15 protein-coding genes are annotated in these 19,497 nt (G+C 69.9%); 5 read left to right on the forward strand and 10 right to left on the reverse strand.

The features are described from left to right. Positions 1-32: 32 nt before the first annotated feature. From ACWDZ7_RS02785 to ACWDZ7_RS02795, 3 genes are read right to left on the reverse strand one after another with little or no spacing between them, the layout of a single operon-like run. Positions 33-1,073, reverse strand: a complete 1,041-nt coding sequence (locus ACWDZ7_RS02785) for an ABC transporter permease (protein ID WP_451794242.1) — start codon at positions 1,071-1,073, stop codon at positions 33-35. Next, entirely contained in the window at positions 1,066-2,679 is a 1,614-nt protein-coding gene (locus ACWDZ7_RS02790) for a sugar ABC transporter ATP-binding protein (RefSeq protein WP_451794243.1), read from the reverse strand. The genes ACWDZ7_RS02785 and ACWDZ7_RS02790 overlap by 8 nt, the downstream gene beginning before the upstream one ends. An 8-nt stretch (positions 2,680-2,687) precedes the next feature. Then, positions 2,688-3,770: a sugar ABC transporter substrate-binding protein gene (locus ACWDZ7_RS02795; protein WP_451794244.1), complete on the reverse strand. Its 1,083-nt coding sequence runs from the start codon at positions 3,768-3,770 to the stop codon at positions 2,688-2,690. A 210-nt stretch (positions 3,771-3,980) separates the two neighbouring features. Here ACWDZ7_RS02795 and ACWDZ7_RS02800 point away from each other — a divergent pair, with 210 nt between their 5' ends. Further along, positions 3,981-4,691, forward strand: coding sequence for a FadR/GntR family transcriptional regulator (locus ACWDZ7_RS02800; RefSeq protein WP_451794246.1), 711 nt, complete (start codon positions 3,981-3,983; stop codon positions 4,689-4,691). Positions 4,692-4,798: 107 nt separating this feature from the next. Here ACWDZ7_RS02800 and ACWDZ7_RS02805 read toward each other — a convergent pair whose 3' ends face one another. The 5 genes from ACWDZ7_RS02805 to ACWDZ7_RS02825 form a co-directional block, all read right to left on the reverse strand. Next, positions 4,799-7,816 carry an alpha-mannosidase gene (locus tag ACWDZ7_RS02805; RefSeq protein ID WP_451794247.1) on the reverse strand — a complete coding sequence of 1,006 codons (3,018 nt, stop codon included), beginning with the start codon at positions 7,814-7,816 and terminating at the stop codon, positions 4,799-4,801. 84 nt (positions 7,817-7,900) lie between these two features. Next, a complete protein-coding gene (locus tag ACWDZ7_RS02810) occupies positions 7,901-9,154 on the reverse strand; it encodes a glycoside hydrolase 5 family protein (RefSeq protein ID WP_451794248.1) in 1,254 nt (417 codons plus the stop codon). Between the two features lie 39 nt (positions 9,155-9,193). Next, on the reverse strand, positions 9,194-10,108 hold the full coding sequence (locus ACWDZ7_RS02815) for a carbohydrate ABC transporter permease (RefSeq protein WP_451794249.1): 915 nt from the start codon (positions 10,106-10,108) through the stop codon (positions 9,194-9,196). Then, positions 10,105-11,004, reverse strand: coding sequence for a carbohydrate ABC transporter permease (locus ACWDZ7_RS02820; protein WP_451794250.1), 900 nt, complete (start codon positions 11,002-11,004; stop codon positions 10,105-10,107). Before ACWDZ7_RS02820 ends, ACWDZ7_RS02815 begins: the two co-directional genes overlap by 4 nt. A 65-nt stretch (positions 11,005-11,069) precedes the next feature. Continuing rightward, a complete protein-coding gene (locus tag ACWDZ7_RS02825) occupies positions 11,070-12,383 on the reverse strand; it encodes an extracellular solute-binding protein (RefSeq protein ID WP_451794251.1) in 1,314 nt (437 codons plus the stop codon). Positions 12,384-12,693: 310 nt separating this feature from the next. Between ACWDZ7_RS02825 and ACWDZ7_RS02830 the strand changes: the two genes are divergently transcribed. From ACWDZ7_RS02830 to ACWDZ7_RS02845, 4 genes are all read left to right on the forward strand, one after another. Then, on the forward strand, positions 12,694-13,764 hold the full coding sequence (locus ACWDZ7_RS02830) for a LacI family DNA-binding transcriptional regulator (RefSeq protein ID WP_451794252.1): 1,071 nt from the start codon (positions 12,694-12,696) through the stop codon (positions 13,762-13,764). Between the two features lie 188 nt (positions 13,765-13,952). Beyond that, entirely contained in the window at positions 13,953-15,665 is a 1,713-nt protein-coding gene (gene ctaD, locus ACWDZ7_RS02835) for an aa3-type cytochrome oxidase subunit I (protein ID WP_451794253.1), read from the forward strand. Further along, positions 15,662-16,039 carry a hypothetical protein gene (locus ACWDZ7_RS02840; protein WP_451794255.1) on the forward strand — a complete coding sequence of 126 codons (378 nt, stop codon included), beginning with the start codon at positions 15,662-15,664 and terminating at the stop codon, positions 16,037-16,039. The genes ctaD and ACWDZ7_RS02840 overlap by 4 nt, the downstream gene beginning before the upstream one ends. A gap of 246 nt (positions 16,040-16,285) precedes the next feature. Continuing rightward, complete coding sequence (locus tag ACWDZ7_RS02845; RefSeq protein ID WP_451794256.1) at positions 16,286-16,498, forward strand: hypothetical protein; 213 nt, start codon at positions 16,286-16,288, stop codon at positions 16,496-16,498. A 102-nt stretch (positions 16,499-16,600) separates the two neighbouring features. Here the strand turns inward: ACWDZ7_RS02845 and ACWDZ7_RS02850 are convergent, their stop codons facing one another. Beyond that, positions 16,601-17,500, reverse strand: coding sequence for a nitroreductase/quinone reductase family protein (locus ACWDZ7_RS02850; RefSeq protein ID WP_451794257.1), 900 nt, complete (start codon positions 17,498-17,500; stop codon positions 16,601-16,603). Between the two features lie 369 nt (positions 17,501-17,869). Beyond that, on the reverse strand, positions 17,870-19,453 hold the full coding sequence (locus tag ACWDZ7_RS02855; RefSeq protein ID WP_451794258.1) for an alpha-L-fucosidase: 1,584 nt from the start codon (positions 19,451-19,453) through the stop codon (positions 17,870-17,872). Between the last annotated feature and the right edge of the window lie 44 nt (positions 19,454-19,497).

Raw genomic sequence — 19,497 nt, forward strand, 5'->3', positions numbered from 1 at the left:
GACCGGTACGGGGTCGGTGGACCGGTACGGGGTCAGTCCTGTGCGCGGCCGGTCGTTGCGCGCGCGATCATCAGGGCGACCAGGATGATTCCGCCGTAGATGGCCTGGATCCAGAAGGACGGCACCTGGGCGAGGGTGAGCAGGTTCTGTACGACGCCGAGCAGCAGTACGCCGGTGAGGGCGCCGAACATGGTGCCCTTGCCGCCGTCGAGGCTGATGCCTCCGATGACGGCGGCGGCGAAGACCGTGAAGATCATGTTCTGGCCCTGGTTGGCGTTGATGGCGCCGACATAGCCGGTCTGCATGAGCCCGCCGATAGCGGCGAGGGCTCCGGCGACGACGAACACGCCGAGCATGACGCGCTCGACGCGGATGCCCGCGGCGCGCGCCGCGTCCGGGTTGCCGCCGATCGCGTAGAGGGCCCGTCCCACGCGGTGGTACTTGAGGACGAGGCCCGCGATGCCGAAGGCGGCCGCCGCGAGCCACACCGACAGGGGCATGGTGAGGAAGGTGGTCGTGGCGAGCGTGTGGAAGGCCTCGGGCATGCCGAAGAGCGTCTTGCCCTTGGTGGCGCCGACGAGCAGTCCGCGCAGCACGATCAGCATGGCGAGCGTCACGATGAACGCGTTGAGCTTCAGCTTCACCACGAGTACGCCGTTGAAGGCGCCGATGGCCGCGCCGACGAGGAGGATCGCGAGAAGCCCGACGGCGGCGGGCATGCCCGTGCCGAACCCGGCCTGCGCGGCGGGCAGGACGAGAAGCGCGCCGAGGGCGGGCGCGATGCCGACGACCGACTCCAGGGACAGGTCGAACTTGCCGGTGATCAGGACGAGCGACTCGGCGAGTACGACCATCGCGAGGGCGGCGGACGCACCGAGGATGGAGATGAGGTTCCGCTCGGTGAGGAAGGAGTCGTTGAGCAGTGCGCCGAGCAGCGTCAGCAGCACCAGTGCGGGCACCAGGGCGAGTTCGCGCGCCCGGCGCAGGGCGATGCTTTTCGCTGCGCGCAGCTGGGCGGGGCGTCCCGCGGCCGGGGTGGCGGCCATCGCGGCCGGGGCCTTGGTGTCAGCCATGGTGGTCTCCTTGTTCTTCGGCCGCGGGTGCGTCGTGGCTGGTCGCGCAGTCCCCCGCGCCCCTGACGGGGCCCGGCTGGTCCACGCCCTCGATCGATGCGATCAGGGCGTGGTCGGGCCAGCCCGCCGCGTGCTCCGCGACGATCCGGCCGTGGAAGAGGACCAGGACGCGGTCGCAGTGGCGCAGGTCGTCCAGTTCGTCGGAGACCACGAGCACCGCCGTGCCGTCCTCGCGGGCGTTGTCCACGCGGGCGAGCAGGGACACCTTGGACTTCACGTCGACGCCGGCGGTGGGGTTGATGAGGACGAGCAGGCGCGGGTTGGAGGCGAGGGCGCGGGCCATGACGACCTTCTGGGCGTTGCCGCCGGAGAGGTCGGACACCGGCTGGTCGGGGCCCTCCGCGTGGATGTCGAGGCGCTGGATGAGGTCGTCGGTGAACCGGCGCTTGCGCTCGGCGGTGACGAATCCGTACCGCCCGAGCCGGTCGAGGACGCTCATCGTGGCGTTGTCCCCGATGGACATGCCGGAGACGAGGCCCTGGCCGTGCCGGTCGCGCGGGACGCAGCCGACCCCGGCGCGCAGGGCCGCGCTCACGTCGCCGAACGGCAGTGGCTCGCCGTCCAGTCGGGCGGTGCCCGCCGTCGGCGTGTGCAGTCCGGCGAAGCTCTCCGCGAGGCTGACCTTGCCGCTGCCGCTCGATCCGGCGAGGCCGACGACCTCGCCCTTGCGGACGGTCAGGTCGATGTCGGCGTACGACTCGCTGGTCAGGCCCCTGACGTCGAGCGTCACGGGGGCGTCGGCGGGGACCTCGGTGCGCGCGACGGCCTCCTCGGCTTCCGCCTGATCGGTGATGACCTCGCCCGCCATGGCCGCCACCAGCGCGGTGCGCGGCAGTTCGGCGACGGGCGCGCTGGTGATCCAGCGGGCGTCGCGCAGCACGGTGACGGTCTGGCACACCTCGTACACCTCCTGGAGGTGGTGCGAGATGAACAGGAAGGTGACGCCGGACTCCTGGAGGGCGCGCATACGGGTGAAGAGGCGTTCGATCTCGCGGTTGTCGAGCTGCGCGGTCGGCTCGTCGAGGACGATGAAGCGCGCTCCGAAGCTCAACGCCCGGGCGATCTCGACCATTTGACGGTCCTCGACCTTGAGGTCGGCGGTGCGCGCGACGGGGTCGACGCGTACGTCCCAGGTGTCGAGGAGTCCGGCGGCCTCGGCGCGCAGTCTGCGCCAGCTGATGAAGCCGCCGCGGCCCGCGGGCTGCCGGTTGATGAAGAGGTTCTCGGCGACGGTCAGTTCGGGCACGACCGTCGGCTTCTGGTAGACGCAGGCCACCCTGCGTCGCCAGGCGTCGCGGTCGGTGAGCGCGGGCGCGGGCTCGCCGTCGAAGAGGACGGTGCCCGCGTCCGGCGCCTGGAGCCCGGTGAGGATGGTGACGAGGGTGGACTTGCCCGCGCCGTTGCGGCCGACGAGGGCGTGGGACTCACCGGGCAGGACGGTCAGGCGGCCGTCCCGCAGCGCGACGGTGGGCCCGTACCGCTTGGCTATGCCGGAGGCTTCGACGAGCGCGGTCGCGGCCCGGCCGTCCGCGGGGGGCTCGGTCATCGGCGTACTCATTGGACCGTGTTGCCCCACAGCTCGGAGTCGTCGACGTTCTCCTTGGTGACCAGGGGCGCGGGCAGCTGGTCCTCCAGGATGCCGCTGGGCAGCTTCACGATCTCGGAACCGTGGTCGGTCGGGCCGGGCTTGAACTTCTTCCCGTTCATCGCGGCCTTGATGTAGTACATGCCGTACTTGGCGTAGGCGTCGGCGGGCTGCGAGACGGTCGCGTCGATCTGGCCCTTGCGGATGGCGTCGAACTCCTGCGGGATGCCGTCGTTGGAGATGACGGTGATGTGCCCCTTCTTCCCCGCCTTCTTCAGCATGCCCTTCGACTTGAGGGTCTGGAGGGTCGGCGCGAGGTAGACGCCGCCCGCCTGCATATAGATTCCCTTGATGTCGGGGTTGGAGTTGAGCAGCGTGTCCAGCTTGGAGGCGGCCGTGTCGGACTCCCATTTGGCCGGGATCTCCAGGACCTCCAGCTCGGGGTACTTCTCCTTCACGCAGTCGCGGAACGCCTCGGACCGGTCGCGGCCGTTGACGGACGCCAGGTCGCCCATGATCTGCACGACCTTGCCGGTCCTGACCTGCTTGCCGAGGTAGTCGCAGGCCTTCTCGCCGTACGCGACGTTGTCGGCCCGCACCACCATCGCGACCTTGCCCTTCTCCGGCGCGACGTCGACGGCGACCACGGGCACGCCCTTGCGCTCGGCCTGGTCGAGTCCGGCGGAGACGGCGGCGCTGTCGAGCGGCGCCACGACGAGCCCTTTCACTCCTTGGTTCAGCTGGTTGTTGATGTCGGTGATCTGCTGCGAGGGGTCGCTATTGGAGTTGACGGTCTTCATCGCGTCCACTTCCTGCGACTTCGCCATCTTCGGCACGTAGTCGTTGTACGACTGCCAGAACGGCGAGGTCAGCAGGGGAAGGATCACCCCTACCTTGCCCTCGCCGCCGCCTTCGCCGCCGGGCGACGCGGTGTCCTTCGTACTGCCGCACGCCGTGAGCACGAGGCACGCGCAGGCGGCCGCGGCCGCGGCGCGCACCACCCGTGAACTGCCCCGCCTGCTCGGCTTGTCGCGCACTGTCCTGCCGGCCATCTGACGGCTCCTCATCGAGCGGGATCGGTCGGGATCGAGCGGGATCGAGCGGGATCGAGCGGATTCCAGCATCTGATGACGCGAATATTTATCAGACCACTTGGCGCCCACAACACCCCTCGACGCCAACTCTTCCCACTTTCAGGCCGTAGTGGTCGGACCACATCTCTGGCTAGACTGCGCCGCACCCGGCCAGTGGAGGAGCGTCACGTGGACAAGTCAGACCAGTCCGCCCCGCAGAAGGGCACCGTGACGCAGCGGGCCATCGAGCAGATCAAGGTGATGATCGGCGGCGGCCGTCTGGAGCCGGGCCAACGGCTGCCCACGGAGCGGGACTTGGCGGTGCGGCTGGGCATCTCCCGCAGCTCCATGCGGGAGGCGATCCGGGCGCTCACGGTGATGGGCGTACTGGAGGCCCGGCACGGATCGGGCATCTACGTCACGCAGTTGGAGGCCGGTGATCTGCTGGAGACCTTCGGAGTGGTGGCCGACCTGTCGCGCGGGCCGCGCCTGGTGGAACTGCTCGAAGTACGGCGGGTCCTTGAGTCGACGGCGACGGCGCTGGCCGCCGCCCGTATCTCCGCAGACCAACTGGCCCATGTGGAGAAGCACTTGGAGGCGATGAACGCCACGGACGATCCCGAGGAGATTCTCTCCCACGATCTGGCGTTCCACCGCGCGATCGCCCTCGCGGCGGGCAACGGCACGATGGCCGCGATCCTGGAGGGCCTGTCCTCACGGACGTTCCGCGCCCGGGTGTGGCGCGGCTACCAGGAGGAGGGCGCCTTTGAACGCACCCGCCGCGAACACGCCCGCATCCACCGCGCCCTGGTCGCCCGCGACCCGGAGGCGGCGAGGGCCGCGGCTGCGGCACATGTGGGCGAGGTGGAGGAGTGGCTGCGGGCGCAGTTGGATGGTTAGGCGGTTGACCCGCACCGGTGAAGCCCACCGGTGACGTCCACCGGGGAAGGCAGCCCAGGAGGGACCGGCACACGCGGGGCGGCGGTCATCGCCGCCCCGCGCGAGGGTCAGCCCCGCGTCAGCCGCAGCGTCACCAGCTCGAACGGGCGCAGCCTCACCGGGACCGCGTCGCCCGTGAGCTGCGGGGCGGCGGTGTCCGCGAGTGGGCGTTCGAGGAGGTCGGTCACCGTGACCGACGCCGCATCGAAGCCCGTCGTCAGGGTGGCCCTCGCGCGGCCGCCGCGTGACTCGTGGAAGCGGACGACCACGTCACCGCTGCCGTCGTCGGCGAGCTTGACCGCCGTGACGACCACCGCGTCATTGTCGACCGTGACCAGCGGCGCCACCTCGGAGCCGCCGACGAGACGCCGCTCGGGCAGGTTGACGCGGTACCCCTCGCGCACCGCGTCGCCGATTGTCGCGCCCGGCACCAGCGCGTGCCGGAAGCGGTGCACGCCCTGGTCGGTCTCGGGGTCGGGGAAGCGCGGGGCGCGCAGCAGCGAGACGCGCACGGTCGTGGTCGTGCCCGCGTCCTCGCCGCGGACCGCGCGGGTCACGTCGTGGCCGTACGTCGAGTCGTTGACCAGGGCGACGCCCCAGCCCGGCTCCTCCATGTGCACGAAGCGGTGGTTGCACGCCTCGAACTTGGCGGCCTCCCAGCTCGTGTTGGTGTGCGTGGCACGGTAGAAGTGGCCGAACTGGGTCTCCGACGCGTACCGCTCCGCGTGGATGTCCAGCGGGAAGGCGAGCTTGAGGAACTTCTCCGTCTCGTGCCAGTCGACCTCGGTGTCGATGTCCAGGCGCCCGGCACCGGGGGCCAGGGCGAGCACCTGGGTGAGCCGCGATTCGCCGAAGGTGCGCACGATCCGCACCGACGCGCCCTCCCCCGGCTCGACCTCGTCCACCTCGACGAGGTCGGTGACGGTGTTGCGGTAGAACTCATCGACGTCCCACGCGTCCCACATGTTCGGGAAGTCGGCGTGGATCTGCGGCAGGTTCGCCGCCTGGCCGGGCGCGACGGTCTCCCGGTCGGCCACCAGGTCGTACGCGGAGACGACCAGGCCCCGCGCGTCGATCTCGACCCGCAGCAGGCCGTTGTCGAGGACGAAGCCTCCCTCGGCACGCGAGGCGATCAGCGACTGCCCGTCGATCGCCGCGGGCCGGGCGCCGCCCGCGGGCACGCCGTCACGGGTGTGCGGCGTGGAGTTGAAGACCAGCTCGGCGCCGCCCTCGCCGGCGAGCGCGCGCTGCGCCTCGTCGATGATGCCGTTCAGCTCCCGCGCGAGCGCCGCGTAGGTCGCGCGGGCCTCGCGGTGCACCCAGGCGATGGACGAGCCGGGCAGGATGTCGTGGAACTGGTGGAGCAGCACCGTCTTCCAGACGCGGTCCAACTGCTCGTAAGGATAGGAGAATTCGGCGCACCGGACCGCGGCTGTCGCCGCCCACAGCTCGGCCTCGCGCAGCAGGTGCTCGCTGCGGCGGTTGCCCTGCTTGGTGCCGGCCTGGCTGGTGAGGGTCGCGCGGTGCAGTTCTAGGTAGAGCTCGCCGACCCAGACCGGGGCGTTCGGATACTCGGCCTCGGCCTTCTCGAAGAACTGCTCCGGCGTCTCCCACCGAACGGTCGCCGAGCCTTCGAGGTTCCGCATCCGCGCGGCCTTCGCGATCATCTCGCGGGTGGTGCCGCCGCCTCCGTCGCCCCAGCCGGTGGGCGCCAGGGAGTGCCGGGCGACGCCCTTGTCCTTGAAGTTCCTCGCCGCGTGGGCTATCTCGCTGCCCTTCATCGAGCAGTTGTAGGTGTCGACGGGCGGGAAGTGCGTGAAGATCCGGGTCCCGTCGATGCCCTCCCAGTTGAAGGTGTGGTGCGGGAAGCGGTTGGTCTGCGACCAGGAAATCTTCTGTGTGAGCAGCCACTTGGAGCCCGCCGCCTTGATGATCTGCGGAAGGCCCGCGGCGAAGCCGAAGGTGTCGGGCAGCCACGCCTCGTCGTTCTCGATGCCGAACTCGTCGAGGAAGAACCGCTTGCCGTGCACGAACTGGCGGGCCATCGCCTCCGAGCCCGGCATGTTCGTGTCCGACTCGACCCACATGCCGCCCGCGGGCACGAACCGCCCGTCGGCGACCGCCTTCTTGACCTTCGCCCACACCTCGGGCCGGTGCTCCTTGATCCAGGCCCACTGCTGCGCCTGGGACATGGCGAAGACGAAGTCCGGCTCGTCCTCGATGAGCGCGGTCATGTTCGACGTCGTACGCGCCACCTTGCGCACCGTCTCGCGCAGCGGCCACAGCCAGGCGGAGTCGATGTGGGCGTGGCCGACGGCGCTGATGCGGTGCGCCGAGGGCTCGGCGGGGGTGGTGAGCACGCCTTCGAGCAGGGCGCGGGCCGTGGCGGCCGAGCCGTTCACGTCCTGGAGGTCGACGGCGTCCAGCGCGCGGCCGACCGCGCGCACGATGTCGTAGCGCCGCCCGGAGTCCTCGGGCAGCTCCGCCATCAGCTCGCCGAGGACTTCGAGGTCGATGACGAGCTGCCACACCGTCTCGTCGAAGACGGCGAGGTCCATGCGCTCCAGCTTGTACTGGGGCTCGCTGCCGGCGGTCTCCTTGTCGCCCAACCGGGTGGGCAGGAAGGGGTGGTAGTCGAGGATGACGGGGTTGGACGCGGCCTCGATGTGCAGCCGCACCTCTTCGCCGCCCTCGGCGGGCGCGGCGACGCGCACCCACTGGTTGCGGGGGTTGAGGCCCTTCACCGGGGTGCCGTCGGGGCGGTAGACGAGCCCCTCGCACTGGAAGCCCGGCATGTTCTCGTCGAAGCCGAGGTCGAGGATGGCCTCGACGGTCTTCCCCGCCCACTCCTTCGGCACCGTCCCGGTCACGCGGAACCAGCTGGTCCCCCAGGGCGCGCCCCACCGCTCCCCGACAGCGGTCGGCGACGGCTCGGCGGCGAGCCCTTCGGCCACCGGCACGGGCTCGCCCGGCGCGTTCCACACGGCGACGTCGAGCGGCACGGAGGTGGGGTGGACGGCGGGCCTGATGCGCTCGTCCAGAACGCGCTTGAGGCGGGCTTCGACCAGGGTGCGGTCGTCATGCATGGGATTCTCCCGAGGCTGAAGGTGTGTAGCCCGTCCGGCGTTTGAGGACGAGCGCGGAGCGCGATCTGCGGTGGTCGTACCGGCCTAGCGGACCTCCTCCGGGTTCAGGACCTCCGTGATGCCCCTCGCGGCGAGATACCCGGCATCCGACACCCGCCCCGCAAGAACCACCGAGGGCCGCACCCCATCCGCCGCGAGGCGAGCGAACGCCTCGAAGACCACTCCCCCGGGGCCGCACTCGGAGCGCCGCTCCATGGCGTCGTCCACGACCACCGCCGTGGTCCGGGCCGCCGGCGTGTACGTACGGCCACGCCACTCCTCGGCGATCCGCGCGATGGCCGCGCCCGCCGGCTTGACCTGCCCGTCGTTGGTCAACAGGCCGAGGCTGTACTCCAGTTCGGGGAAGTCCGCGAGGCCCCGCGACACGTCGTGGGAGCACCACCACGTCACGCCCCACACGTCCTGGCAGTCGAGCGCCGCCTCGATGGTCGCCTCGGTGAACGCGGCCGCGTGCTCCGCGGGGATCAGCGGTGCGGGCGCGCCGACCTCCTGGAGCCAGACGGGGCGGCGCGGATCGAGCGCCCACGCCTTGGACAGCTCGATCATGTACGCGGCATGGGTGCGGGTGGCCGTGCCGGTGCGCCCGTGGCGCTGGGCGGTGCCGTTGAAGACCCAGGAGTGCACGGCGGTCGCGCCGCCGAGCCGGGCGGCCTGCGCCGGGGTGAAGGGCTGGTCGTCCTGGTACCAGGCGGCGTCGTACTCGGCGTGCAGGTGCAGCCTGCCGGGGGCGCCCTCCTCGCAGGCGGCGAGGACGGTGCGCAGCCAGGTGTCGGCCTGCTCCGGGGTGATGCGGTCGGGGTCGGGGTGCGGACCGGCCGAGAACTGGTTGATCTCGTTGCCGATGGTCATGCCGATGAAGTTCGGCCGGTCGGCGAGCGCGGCGGCCAGCGTACGGAGGTAGTCGGCCTGCCCGGCGACGACGTCCGGGTCGGTGAAGATGTTGCGCCGGTGCCAGGTCTGCGTCCAGGCGGGCAGGAAGTCGAAGCTGGACAGATGGCCCTGGAGGCCGTCGACGTTGATGTCGAGGCCGCGCTCGGCGGCGGCGTCGGCGAGCTGGACCAGCTGCTCGACGGCGCGGGGGCGGATGAGGGTCCGGTTGGGCTGGAAGTACGGCCAGACCGGGAAGGCCCGCACATGGTCAAGGCCCAGTGCGGCGATGGCGTCGAGGTCGGTGCGTACGGCGTCGAGGTCGAAGTCGAGCCAGTGGTGGAACCAGCCTTGGCTGGGCGTGTAGTTGGCGCCGAAGCGCGGGGCGCCCGAAGGGGTTGCGAGAGGCAATGCGGGTCCTGGTTCTTCGTAAGTTCGAGGTGGCGCCGTTCAGCCCTTGACCGCGCCTTCGCCGACGCCGCGGAAGAAGTACCGCTGCAGACAGGCGAAGAGGACGATCAGCGGGAGCACGGCGATGACCGTGCCCGCGGCGACGAGGCGTTCGTCGTTGGCGAAGGTGCCGTGCAGATAGTTCAGGCCGATGGTGAGGGTGAACCGCTCGGGGTCGCTGAGCACGATGAGCGGCCACAGGAAGTCGTCCCAGGCGCCCATGAAGGCGAAGATCGCGACGACGGCGAGGGTGCCCTTGACGGCGGGCAGCGCGATCCTGACGAACCGCTGCCAGACGTTCGCGCCGTCCACGAACGCGGCTTCCTCGATCTCGTAGGGCACGTTGAGGAAGGCGTTGCGCATCAGCAGGACGTTGAGCGCGGAGACACAGCCGGGCAGCAGCACCCCGATGAGGGTGTTGTTCAGGCCCAGCTCACGCATGGTCGTGAACTGGGCGATGATGATGCCTTCGACGGGCACCAGCATGGCCAGGATGAAGACGAGGGTGGCCGCCTTGCGGCCCCGGTAGCGCAGGCGCGCCAGGGCGTAGCCGGCGAGGGCGGCGCCCACGCAGTTGGTGACGACGTTGGCGGCCGCCACCTTCAGGGAGTTGAGGGCGTAGTCCCAGACGGGGATGGTGTCGGCGACCCGCTCGTAGTTGTGGAAGGTCGGGTCGGAGGGCAGGAACTTCGGGGGTGAGCTGAAGATGTCCTCGTGCGGGCCCTTCAGGGACGTGGAGAGCTGCCACAGGAACGGGCCGATCATCAGCGCCAGTACGGCGAGCAGCAGCCCGTAGCGGAGGATGATCTCCCACAGGGCCATCCGGCGGCCGTTCTCGTCGGTGATCCGGCGGCGCGGCCTCGGGGGTGCCTCGCGCTCGGTGGCCGCCGCGGGGGCCTTCTCGGTGACGCTCACGCGTCCTCCTTCCGGTCCGCCCGCAGCACGAGCAGCATGAGCACGACGGTGACGACGAAGATGACGACCGAGATGGCCGAGGCGTAGCCGACCCGTCCGGTCAGGCCGGTGCCCGTGCGCTGCACCAGCATCACCAGCGTGGTGTCCTCGCCCGCGGGGCCGCCGGTGGGCCCGGCCATCAGATACACCTCGGAGAACACCTTGAAGGCGGCGACCGAGGAGAGCGCGCCCACGAGCACCATGGTGGAGCGCACGGCGGGCACGGTGACGCTGAAGAAGCGGCGTACCGGGCCCGCGCCGTCGACCGCCGCGGCCTCGTGGAGTTCGCGCGGCACGTTGGCGAGCGCCGCGAGGTAAATGATCATGTAGTAGCCGAGGCCCTTCCAGACCGTGACGGCCATGGCGCTGAACAGCAGCAGCCACTGGTCGCTGAGGAAGCCGACCTTGCCGACGCCCACCGCCTCCAACAGGGCGTTGATCAGGCCGCGTTCGTCCAGCATCCACACCCAGATCAGGCCGACCACGACGATGGAGGCGACCACCGGGGTGTAGAAGGCGGACCGGAAGAAGGTGATGCCGGGGATGTGCTTCTGGACGAGCATGGCGAGCAGCAGGGGCAGCAGTACGAGCGCGGGGACGACCACGAGGACGTACAGTGTGCTGTTGCGCAGGCCGATCCAGAACATGTCGTCGTGCAGCAGCTCACGGAAGTTGGCCAGGCCCACGTACTCGCCGGGTATCAACGTCCTTTTGTCGGTGAAGGAGTTGTTGAGCGTGCTGACGAACGGATAGAGGCTGAAGACGGCGACGATCGCGAGCCCGGGAGCGGCGAACAGCCAAGGGCTCGTGGGCAGTTGGCGCCTGATTCTGGTCCTGCTGGCAGTACGGGTCTTCATGCTGGCAGTACGGGACTTCATGGCTGACGTCGTTCCCTGGTCATGGCTCGGCACGGCGCCGGCGCTCAGCTCTGCCGCAACAGCCGGTCGCAGCTCTTGACAGCGTTGTCAAGCCCTTCCTCGGGGCTCTCCTTGCCCTGCAGGGCCTTGGCGACCGAGTTGCGCAGCTCGACCTTCATCTGCTCGCTGAACAGCACGGGCGTGTAGTTCACCGCGGTCTTGATGGACTTGGCGGCCTCGACGCGGACCCGCGTCTCCTCCTTGCCGTCCTGCTCGGTGAAGTACGGGTCGTCGAGGGAGCCCTGCGTGCTGGGGAAGATCGCGACCTTCTTGGCGAACTCCATCTGGTGTTGCGCGTCGGTGACGAAGTGCGCGAAGGCGACGGCGGCCGGCGTCTGCTTGGTGCGGGCGTTGACCATCACGCCCATCACGTACATGTTGTCCTTGCCGGTGTTGCTGATCTGCGGGGTGATGCCGATGTTCTTGTAGAGCTTCGGCGCGTCCTTCTTGAACTTCTCCAGGTCGAGCGCGCTGCCCGGGTTCATGGCGACGGCCTCGGTGAGGAACTTCTTGCCGGTCGACTCCGGAGTGGCGGTCAGCGCCTGCCCGTCCAGCGCCTTGGCGTCGTACAACTTCTTGTACTTGGTGAGGAGTTCGACACCCTTGGCGTCGTTGAACGTGAAGCCGGTGCCCTCCTTGTTCATCAGCGGCACGCCGTAGCGCCCGAAGTCCTCGATGGTGGGGACGTTGGCGAGCGTGGCCACCTTGCCGTCGCTCTTCTTCGCCAGCTGGAGGGCCTGGTCGAAGAGCTGGTCGTAGGTCTTCGGAGGCTTGTTCTCGTCGAGACCCGCGTCCTTGAAGAGGCGCTTGTTGTAGAAGAGCGGCCCCGTGTTGAGGTACCAGGGGAAGGCGTACGTCCCTTCCTTGCCCGGTATCTGATGGCTCTGCCAGGCCCCGGCGAGGTACTCCTTCTCGTACTTGCCCGCCGCCTTGTCGAGGTCGAGCGCGAGACCGGCCTTGGCGAGCGGGGCGACCAGGTCGGGCGAGACGTTCACGACGTCGGGCAGTGTGCCCGCGGCGGCGTCGGCGCTGATCTTGTCGGCGTAGCCCTCGCCGGGCTGGTCGACCCACTTGACGTCGGTGCCGGGGTACTTCTTCTCGAACTCGGCGACGAGGCCGTCGAAGTAGGGCTTGAAGTTGGCCTTCAGATTCCAGGTCTGGAAGGTGATCTTGCCTTCGATCTTGCCCGAGGCGTCCGTGGAGCCGCCGCCGTCACCTCCGTCGCCACAGGCGCTCAGCGGCAGCAGGACGGCGAGGACGGCGCCTGCGGCGACCGCTCTGCGGGGAATGCGGGAGAGGGGAATGCGGGAGATGCGCACGGTGAAACGGCTCCTTTGCTCGGCCCAACGCGAGACGGCGGTGACTGTGCCCGTCGAAGCCGGACGATCCACGCCGAGGCAGACCCTGCATCCAACCGTGGCGCGAAGTCAATGGATTCGGGGGACCGAAATCGAAAATCTGTCGACGCGTCGAGCAACACCCCTGGTCAGGAGGGCAAGTTGAGAGGCTTGCGGCGGATGACTAATGCGCTTTAGAGTCGCTCCGCTCAAGCGCTTTACGTCGGGCCACTCAAGCGCTTTAGTACGGAGACTGACGGAGGCTGACGGAGGCCCAGGAAAGGGGCAACGGGTGCAAGGCAAGCGGTCACCGGCGCGCCGGCCGACCATGAAGGACATCGCGCGCCGCGCCGGGGTCTCCGAGAGCGCCGTCTCCTTCGCGCTCAACGACCGGCCCGGCGTCTCCGACATCACCCGGGACCGGGTGCGCCGGGTCGCGGAACAGCTGGGCTGGCGGCCCAGTACGGCGGCGCGCGCTCTGTCGGGCGAGGGCTCGGCGACAGTGGGCCTGGTCGTGGCGCGGCCCGCGGCGACGCTGGGCGTCGACTCGTTCTTCCTCCAGCTCATCTCCGGCGTCCAGGAAGTACTGGCCGAGCGGCACTTGGGGCTGCTCTTCCAGGTGGTGGACGACGTGGCCGCCGAGTGCGCGGTCTACCGCCGCTGGTGGGCCGAGCACCGGGTGGACGGCGTCCTGGTGGTGGACCCGCGCACGGACGACCCCCGGCCGGCGCTCCTCGACGAGCTGGGGCTGCCCGCGGTGGTGACGGGCGGCGTGCCCGACCCGGACGCGGGCCAGCCGGGTCTGTCCACGGTGTGGGCGGACGACGCGGGGGCGATGGCGTCGGTCGTGGGCCATCTGTACGCGCTCGGGCACCGCCGCATCGTGCACATCGCGGGCCTCGAAGGGCTCGCGCACACGGAGCGCCGTATGCGCACCCTGCGCGCGGAGGCGGCGAGCCGGGGCATGTCCGGCGTGCGTTCGGTGCCGACCGACTACTCCGACGCGGAAGGCGCCGCCGTGACGCGGCGTGTCCTGGAGTCCGCCGAACCGCCGACGGCCCTGGTGTACGACAACGACGTGATGGCCGTGGCCGGGGTCGCCGCCGCGTCGTCCCTCGGCTTCGGCGTGCCGGCCGACGTGTCGGTCGTGGCCTGGGAGGACTCGGCGCTGTGCCGCATGGTGCACCCGTGGCTGACGGCCCTCTCCCGGGACACCGTGGCGTTCGGCCGCACCGCGGCGCGCGAACTGCTCGCCCTCCTCGACGACGGCCCGGCGGCGACCGTGCAGGTGCCGTTGCCGCGGCTCATCGAGCGGGAGAGCACGGGGCCGGCGCGGGAGGGTGGGCCGCGGGGAGGGCGGTGATCCGCCGGCGGCACCGGCGCCGCACCGGCGCCGGCCTCCATGGACGACCCCGGCCGCGGCCTCCCCCGTCCGGCCGGGGTCTTTTCATGCTGTCAGGGCGCCCGCCAGCGCGTTGTGTACCACTTTGGAGGGTTTTTAGGGGAGCTTGGTGGCGGAATGCGGCACTTGCTACCGATGCGAGGAAGTAGATGACTGCGCAGACAGAACCGGTCACCTTGGTCCCGACCGAGGGGCGTCGCAGCCGGGGACAGGTGATCGTCTCCTGGGTGACCACGACCGATCACAAGAAGATCGGCCACCTCTACCTGATCACGTCGTTCGCGTTCTTCCTGATCGCCGGGGCCCTGGCCATGGTGATCCGCGCGGAGCTGGCCCGTCCGGGCATGCAGCTCCTCTCCAACGAGCAGTACAACCAGGCGTTCACCATGCACGGCACCCTGATGCTGCTGCTGTTCGCCACCCCGACCTTCGCCGGCTTCGCCAACGCGGTCATGCCGCTGCAGATCGGCTCCCCGGACGTCGCCTTCCCCCGTCTGAACATGCTCTCCTACTGGCTGTTCCTCTTCGGCGGCCTGATCGTCCTCAGCAGCTTCCTCACGCCCCAGGGCGCCGCCGACTTCGGCTGGACCGCGTACACCCCGCTGAGCGGTCCCGTCCGTAGCGGCTATGTCGGCGGAGACCTGTGGATCATGGGCCTCGCGCTCTCCGGATTCGGCACCATCCTCGGCGCGGTCAACTTCGTCACCACCATCATCTGCATGCGCGCCCCCGGCATGACCATGTTCCGGATGCCGATCTTCACCTGGAACGTGCTGCTCACCTCGGTCCTGGTCCTGTTCGCCTTCCCCGTCCTGGCGGCGGCGCTGCTGGTACTGGAGGCCGACCGGCGCTTCGGATCGCAGGTCTTCAACCCCGAGAACGGGGGCGCGATCCTGTGGCAGCACCTGTTCTGGTTCTTCGGGCACCCCGAGGTGTACATCCTCGCGCTGCCGTTCTTCGGAGTGATCACCGAGATCATCCCGGTCTTCTCCCGGAAGCCGATCTTCGGCTACACGGGGCTGATCGGCGCCACCATCGCGATCACCGGCCTGTCCGTGACGGTGTGGGCCCACCACATGTTCGCCACCGGCGCCGTGCTGCTGCCGTTCTTCTCCTTCATGAGCTTCCTCATCGCGGTCCCCACGGGCGTGAAGTTCTTCAACTGGATCGGCACGATGTGGAAGGGGTCGCTGTCCTTCGAGCCGCCGATGCTGTGGGCCGTCGGCTTCCTCGTCACCTTCCTCTTCGGCGGCCTGACCGGGGTCATCCTCGCCTCGCCCCCCATGGACTTCCACGTCACCGACAGCTACTTCGTCATCGCCCACTTCCACTACGTGCTCTTCGGCACGATCGTCTTCGCGATGTTCGGCGGCTTCAGCTTCTGGTGGCCGAAGATGACCGGCACCATGCTCGACACCCGCCTGGAGAAGATCCACTTCTGGACCCTGTTCGTCGGCTTCCACACCACCTTCCTGGTCCAGCACTGGCTCGGCGCCGAAGGCATGCCCCGCCGCTACGCCGACTACCTGGATGCCGACGGCTTCACCGCCCTCAACACCGTCTCCTCCATCGGCGCCTTCCTGCTGGGCCTCTCCACGCTGCCCTTCCTCTACAACGTCTGGAAGACGGCCAAGAAGGGTGAGCGGGTCGAGGTCGACGACCCGTGGGGATTCGGCCGCTCCCTGGAGTGGGCGACCTCGTGCCCGCCGCCCCGCCACAACTTCGTCACCCTGCCGAAGATCCGCTCCGAATCCCCCGCCTTCGATCTGCACCACCCCGCGGTGGTCAGGCTGGACCAGAAGGAGAACACCGGACAGCGCGACGTCTTCGACGCGTCGGGACACGAGAGCGACCGGTCATGACCGCCGCGGACCGGCCCGCGGCACCGCTGGACCGCCAGGGCGCCGCGCTCGCCGGCGAGGTCGAGGGCTACCTCCTGGTGCGGGCCGAGCGCGAGCAGGCGCGGCGCGAGGCCGCGGCCCTCTGCGCGCGCCTGCCCTGGCTCACCACGGCCCAGGCCGAGGACCTGACGGCCCATTACACCGAGCAGCGCCTGGGCCTGACGCGCCAGGCGCTGCGGACCGTCACCGAGCGAGCCGCACAGCTGCGCGAGGAGTACGAGGCCCGCTACGCCGCTCTGCGCCGCGAACTGCTCGTCCGGCACACCGTCTGCGTCGTACTCATGCTGCTCTGCGCCGGCATGGCGAGCGCGGGCTCGTACCTGCTGGCGCGCTAGGCCCGGCGGCCGCCGCGGAGGGGGAGGTGGGGCGGCTGTCCGCGGTCCGAACCTGAACCTGGGTGCCGGGGCCGAGGAGGCCGGCACCCTGCCGTGCGGTCCCGGCGAACTGCGCGTGGGACCGATTCCAGGCGGATGGGACCCCAGCTCCCGCGCATGGCCTCGGCGTCGCGTGCAGCCCGCCAGGACAGCGCGCCCAAGACACCCGGGGCTGCGCCACGCGCCCGTGCGTCGCACTCTTGAGGCATGACACCAGTACCGATAGTGGTTCACGGGCCGTCCCCCTCGGGCGGCCGACGGGTGACGGTGCGCGGGCAGATCCTCGGCCTCGCCCACAGCGACGAGGACGTCGTGGAGTTCCTGCGCAGGGCCGGCCTGACGGACGCGGAAGCGCTGCTCGACGACCCCTCGTGGATCACGTGGCGGGGCGGACGCGCGCACCACTATGAGGCGGCGTGACGCCTTACTGGACCAAGGGACAAGCGGGCTCGATCCCGAGGACCCGGATGAGGAGCTCGAACTGATCGAGTCGGCACCGCCAGGACTACCGGGCAACGGGTATCACGGTCGGGGCGGCCACGGCAGCTGTGCCAGGATCGGCAGGAGTGACTCCTCCTCGTAGTCGAGGTGGAGGTTCAGCTCATTCGACATACGCGCCAGTTCGGTACGGAACCGCTCCGGGTCCGCGCTCCCGATGTTCGCGAGCAGCGCGGCCAGCTCGCCCTGGATGCGGGCGACCGTACGGTGTTCCCGCGCGAGCCGGTCGAAGGTCTCGCGCAGCTCGGGATGGTAGCCCGCCATCGTCGGGAAGAGGTGCGTGTCCTCGCTGGTGTGGTGGAACTCCAGGGCGTCGCAGAACGCCAGGCAGTGCTGGCGGATCTGCAGTCCGAGGCCCGGCACCGGCGGCGCCCCGGATCCCTGATGCGCGGCGAGCGCCGCGAAGTGCGCCTCGGTCTCGTCCCGCACGTGCCGCAGCTGACCGCGCAGCCACAGGTGCACCTGCACCATCTTCTCCGCGAAGTTGCCGGCCTCTTCGGGGATGTGGGCCTCGTGTGCGGGCCGCTCCAGGACGACGACCGGCAGCGTCCGATCGGTCCGCGCCTGGTAGTCGCCGTATCCCGGCTCGGCGGCGACCACTGACTCGAAGAGCCGGTCGCGCCGCTCCCCCTCGGCGGGGACGGCGATCGCCTGGAACTCCTCGGCGCCCAGTTCCACGGTCACCGTGGGGTGGGTGAGGAGGTTGTGGTACCAGTCGGGGTGGTGCGGCGCGCCGAGGTTCGACCCGACGAGCAGGAGCAGTCCGCCGTCGCGGACGAAGCCGAGCGGGGTGGTGTGCTCCTTGCCGGACTTGGCTCCGGTGGTGGTGAGCAGGAGGAGATCGCCGCCTTCGAAGGGGCCGCCGACCTTGCCGCCGTTGGCGCGGAACTCCTCGATGACGGACTGGTTGAAGGGTGTGGGCATGGCTGTGTGAAGTCTCCGTACAGATGTGGGTACCGCGTCGACCGCCGCGCGCACCGCACGAGGTGGCGGCGCCGCGTCGACCGCGGTGAAAGGTGGTGGAGTGGTGGAGGGCCACGCTCGGTGTGACGGCGTGGCCGAGCGCTCGCGAAAGTACGTGAGAGGCGCGAGAGGCGCGCGAATCAGGCGGAGGCGAGAGCCTCTGGGTGTGAACTCACGACGTATCCATCGGCGTCGTCCTTGAGTGAAGGTGCTCGCCCGGTCACCGACCTGCCCACTGCTCTTTGGTCGGCGCCACGCGGCACGAGCACCATTACAGTCACCCACTGCCCCACCTGTCAACGCGGAATGTGCCCCCGAGGATCCCTCCGCTCACACCTGCGAGCGGTAGAGGCCGAATTCCGCGATGCGCACGGCGTGCCGTGACCGCGTCACCCGCAGCCGCCACCGCCGTGCCACCACCGGGGCCGTCAGCGTCAGCACGCGGCTCGCCCCCACCGTGTCGACCTCGGCCACCGCCCGCCAACCGTCGCCGGTACGGGCCTCGATGACCGCGTGCTCCAGCTGCTGCCCGTGCCGGACGTCCTCGGCCAGGCGAATCCGGTCGACGTCGCGGGCCCGGCCGAGGTCGACGGTGACCGTGCCGGCCTCCCGGTCGTGCCGGACGCGGACGCCGCGCGTGCGCGTGAGGTCCTTCGGCAGCTCGCGCCGGATCCGCTCGCGGAACTCCCGCAGCCGTGCCACGTCCGCGTCGGGCAGCAGTCCACGCTTGTCCGGCGGGATGTTGAGGAGCAGCACGGAGTTTCGGCCCACGGACCGGTACCAGATGTCCGTCAACTGCGCGACACTCTTGGGCCGTTGCTCCTCGTGGTAGAACCAGCCCGGCCTGATGGACACATCGCACTCGGCGGGCCACCACTGGAGGTACTGGGCGACGGACCGCGCCTCGGCGAGAGCCTCCCGGCTGCCCTGATCCGGGGCGTCGTACTTGAGGGCGTAGTCGATGCTGCCGTTGCCGGAGTCCTTGACGGGGACGACGCTCCACTCGTTCTCGCGCGCCAGGCCGCCCTCGTTGCCGACCCAGCGCACATCGGGGCCGCGCACGGCCACCGTGGCGTGCGGCGCGAGCGCGCGGATCAGCGTGTACCAGCTGTCCCAGTCGTACGCCTCCACCTTGTCCGGCGGGATGCGGCCCTGCGCGCCGTCGAACCAGACCTCGTCGACAGGGCCGTACTCGGTGAGCACTTCGTGGAGCTGGTTGAGCATGTGCGCGCCGTAGTCGGTGGCGTCGAGCGTGAAGGTGCGCGGGCGGTCGCCCGCCCGGTCGTCGCCTTCGACGAGCGTCGGGATGGTGCGCGCGGAGCGCTTGCTGCCGTTGGCGTAGACCCCGTCGAGGTACTGGTTCTCGTCGGCGGGCGAGATGTAGACGCCGACCTTGATGCCGTACCGCCGCATGGAATCGGCGAAGGAGCGCAGTACGTCTCCCTGTCCGTCGCGCCAACTGCTGTACCGCACCGTGTGTTTGGTGTAGCGCGAGGGGTAGAGCACGAAGCCGTCGTGGTGCTTGACGGTGAGGATGGCGAGCTTGAAGCCGCCGTCGCGCAGGGCACGCGCCCACTGGTCGGTGTCGAGGCCGGAGGGCTGGAAGACGTCCGGGTCCTCGTCTCCGGTGCCCCATTCGAGGCCGGTGAAGGTGTTCACGCCGAAGTGCAGGAACGCGGTCTGCTCCAGCTTCTGCCAGGCGATCTGCCGCGGCGTGGGCCGGACTTGGGAGGCCTTGGCGACGAGCGTCTCGGGCGAGTCGCCGGGGCCGACGGGGATGCGGTGGGGCGGTTCGGCGCCACTGTGGCGCGGGGCCGGGGGGACGGTGGTCACCGCCCGCGCGAGAGATGCGCTCGACGCGGTGACGGCCGTGGTGACGGAGGCGGCCATGAAAAGACGTCTGCTGAAGGTCATGGGCGTGCGGTCTCCCTCAGGATTCGTGACTCGTGAGGCGTACT

This window comes from Streptomyces sp. NPDC003032 (assembly GCF_053591415.1).